The sequence below is a fragment of the Fluviicola sp. genome, from assembly GCF_030151805.1.
Classification (GTDB): domain Bacteria; phylum Bacteroidota; class Bacteroidia; order Flavobacteriales_D; family Crocinitomicaceae; genus Fluviicola.
On sequence record NZ_JASLCN010000258.1, the window covers coordinates 1 to 3,479 of the forward strand.

At 43.2% G+C, this 3,479-nt stretch carries 2 protein-coding genes; both read right to left on the bottom strand.

Features of this window, described 5'->3' with window-relative positions; genetic code table 11:
- Positions 1-80 precede the first annotated feature (80 nt).
- Positions 81-779 (bottom strand): CoA transferase subunit A, encoded by a 699-nt coding sequence (locus Q1V93_RS09880; protein WP_300664245.1) that lies wholly within the window; start codon positions 777-779, stop codon positions 81-83.
- A 2-nt stretch (positions 780-781) separates the two neighbouring features.
- The gene (locus Q1V93_RS09885; protein WP_300664247.1) at positions 782-3,301 is read right to left on the bottom strand and encodes a transglycosylase domain-containing protein; all 2,520 of its coding nucleotides are present in this window, start codon (positions 3,299-3,301) and stop codon (positions 782-784) included.
- Between the last annotated feature and the right edge of the window lie 178 nt (positions 3,302-3,479).

Consider the following 3,479-nt stretch of genomic DNA (forward strand, 5'->3'; position numbering starts at 1 on the left):
AATTCGTTTTGCTATTCCGTTTTTATCTAGTGCCATAATTGTAATTTTAACTCAATAATCAAATAAGGTTTTCCGGGAAATTAAGATCTGCTTCGAACGGTGCGTTGTTCAATGCGTTTTTCGAATTTTTCTCCCTGGAAAATACGTTGAACGAAAATACCCGGAGTGTGAATGAAATTCGGATCTAATTCACCCGCAGGAACCAATTCCTCCACTTCTGCAATGGTAATTTTTCCTGCCATAGCCATCATCGGATTGAAATTGCGGGCAGTTGCCTTAAAGATCAGGTTTCCTTCCGTGTCACCTTTCCATGCCTTCACAATCGCAAAATCAGCTGTTAATGCACTTTCAAGAATGTGCGGTTTTCCGTTGAAGATACGAACTTCTTTTCCCTCGGCAACTTCTGTTCCGTAACCGGCAGGGGTGAAGAACATCGGAATTCCTGCTCCACCGGCTCTGCAGCGTTCAGCTAAAGATCCCTGGGGAATTAAATCCACTTCCAGTTCTCCGGAAAGCATTTGTCGTTCGAATTCCTCATTTTCACCTACATAGGATGAAATCATTTTCTTCACCTGTTTGTTTTGAAGCAATAATCCCAACCCAAAGTCGTCAACGCCGGCATTGTTTGAAATACACGTCAAACCTTTTGTTCCCATCTTCACCAATTGTGCGATGGAATTTTCGGGAATTCCGCACAAACCGAATCCTCCGACCATCAGGGTCATGTTATCTTCAATGCCCACTAAGGCTTCTTCAACGTTTTTTACAACTTTATTCATTTCTAAAAGTTTATTCCGTCCACAATTCCATTTGTCGTATCTGCTACTGCCGGCTCAATTTCGGCACCGGTGAGATTAAACACCGAGGCATCAAAATTTCGTGGGACTTCAAAATCGGTGGTCGATATGGCGATCTTCGGATCTTTGTAGACTTTGTTCATATAATAACCATAGATCGGAAGCGCGGTTCGTGCTCCCTGGCCTTGTTCCGTACTTCTGAAACGCACACCACGATCTTCTGCCCCAACCCAAACACCGGTTGCCAAATCCGGAGTCAAACCAACAAACCATCCGTCTGAGTTATTCTGAGTTGTTCCCGTTTTTGCCGCTGTCGGATAAGGAATGTTTCCATATTCGGAACCACCGCGTAGTCTGCTTGCAGTACCGCCCTGAACAACACCTTTCATCATTTTCAGGATCGTATAAGCGACATTTTCGTTCATTGCTTCCTTCGACACGCTTTTCGCACTGTAAATGACGTGACCAGAACGATCTTCAATACGTAAAATACTGGTTGGCTTATTGAAAATTCCTTTGTTAACGAAAGTTGCCTGAGCACCAACCAATTCGTAAAGCGAAAGATCCATCGAACCCAGGCACATTGCGGGAACGATATCCAGGTCACGAAGTTCAATATCCATATCGCGCATCAGTTTTGCCACTGTTTTCGGTCCTGCCAATGCACCCATTTGTTTCATCACGTAAACAGCCACATTGTTTTTGGAAAGTGCAAGGCCTTTTTGAATGGAGATTGTTCCACCGTTTCCGCTTCCGTCAGAGTTTCTCGGACACCATTGCCCGTCCGGATTTCCGTTCGGATCATACAAGTCTACGCAATAGGAAATATTTGGAATAACCAATCCCGGTTTCACCACATTCATCGTAATGCCAGCGGCATAAACAAATGGTTTGATGGTCGAACCCACCTGGCGTTTTCCTAATTTCACGTGATCGTAAGCAAAGTGGTCGATATTGGTACCACCAACCCATGCTTTTACAAATCCGGTACTCGGTTCAATGGAAAGTAAACCTGCTTGTAAAAAGGACTTGTAATATCTGATGGAATCCATCGGAGTCATCAATGTATCTCTTTCGCCGTTCCAGCTGAAAACCCTCATTTGAACGGGTTCGGAGAAGGATCGTCTGATTTCTTCTTCTGTTAATCCGGCAGCAGATAAGTTTCTGTAACGATCGGATCTGCGCATGGAAGCGTCCAGAATGCTTTTTACTTCAGCATCGGACAACGAATTGGAGAAAGGCCAGTTTTTCGCAGACTTATTGTTTCTGTCGAATTGCGGCTGTAAGGTTTCTTTCAAATGTCTTTCCAAAGCATATTCAGCATGTGCCTGCATGTCTGCATTCAAACTGGTATAAATGCGAAGTCCGTCTCTGTAAATATCGTAAGGAAGTCCGTCTTCTCTTTTATAAACCAGGGAACCGTCTGCTTTTTTGGTGTTCAACAATGTCGTAACCTCGTTTCTCAAAGATTCTCTGAAGTAAGGAGCAATTCCGCGTTTGTGGTCAACGATCTGATAATTGGTAATCAGCGGTTTTTTGCTCAGTTTGTCATACTCATCCTGCGTCAGGTGCTGGCGTAATGCTTCATTTCCTTCGTTGGAGTTTTTCAACCATTGCATCAATACCTGGTTGCGTCTTGTCAGCGCGCGGATACTATCGGAAGCTCTGGCATCTGCGATTTCTTCTGCGGTAATTGATTCAGGACTTACTCCTTTATTTCTGGCAAGAGAAATGCGGTAATTCTTGATTTTAAACGTATACGGGTTGTAAAGAGCGGGATTTTTACACATTCCCACAAGCATTGCTGCTTCCTCTTTGTTCAATTCAATTGGCTTCTTGTTAAAATAAACCTTTGAAGCATTGGAAATCCCCACTGCATTGTATAAAAAGTCAAATTGATTTAAATACATGGTGATGATTTCTTCTTTCGTGAATCGTGCCTCTAAACGCGTTGCAATGATATTTTCACGTGCTTTTTCGTTCAGACGTCCCCACATTCTGCCGATTCTTCCCGAAGATCCTGATTCTATGTTTTCACCGTTTGCCCGTGCAAGCTCTTGTCTTTCACGAAGTTGCAGTGTGTACAGCTGTTTTGCAAGCTGTTGTGTAATGGTAGATGCGCCACCGGCTCCACCAACATTGATAATCGCACGTCCTACAGCTCTGAAATCTACCCCTGAGTGATCATGAAAACGCTCGTCTTCTGTTGAAATCAGGGCGTCTGTCACATTCGGACTGATTTTCCGGTATTCAACCGAAGTACGATTGATCTTCCAGTATCTTCCCAATTCCGTTTCACCGTCATCTGCAATAATCACAGAAGCCAATAATTCCGGTGGATTATCCAGCATGGCAACCGGCGGAAGGTTGTCTTCAGATTGAAACAAAAGCAAAGCTGCAATGAAGTAAAGCGGAAACGTGGCAAACAGCCAGTAAGCAATAGTTGCTCTTTTATGTTCTTTGGGTGAAAAAGTCCCAGTTGGAACTTTACTTTTTTGTGCCATACGACTCATTTGAATGGTAAAAATAACGAAATACTATTCGCGCAACAAATATCGAAATTCAGAAACAAAAGTTCTCACTGTTTCAGGATACTTTCTAACAAAAAAATGCTAAAAAGGAAATGTTTGTTTGATTGATGCTAAAAAAGATAGGGGCGCGATGCATCGCGCCCCTATCTTT

Bases quoted from the DNA above. Each gene is read 5' to 3' on its own strand.
- Q1V93_RS09880 (WP_300664245.1), bottom strand. From the start codon at position 779: ATGAATAAAGTTGTAAAAAACGTTGAAGAAGCCTTAGTGGGCATTGAA.
- Q1V93_RS09885 (WP_300664247.1), bottom strand. From the start codon at position 3,301: ATGGCACAAAAAAGTAAAGTTCCAACTGGGACTTTTTCACCCAAAGAA.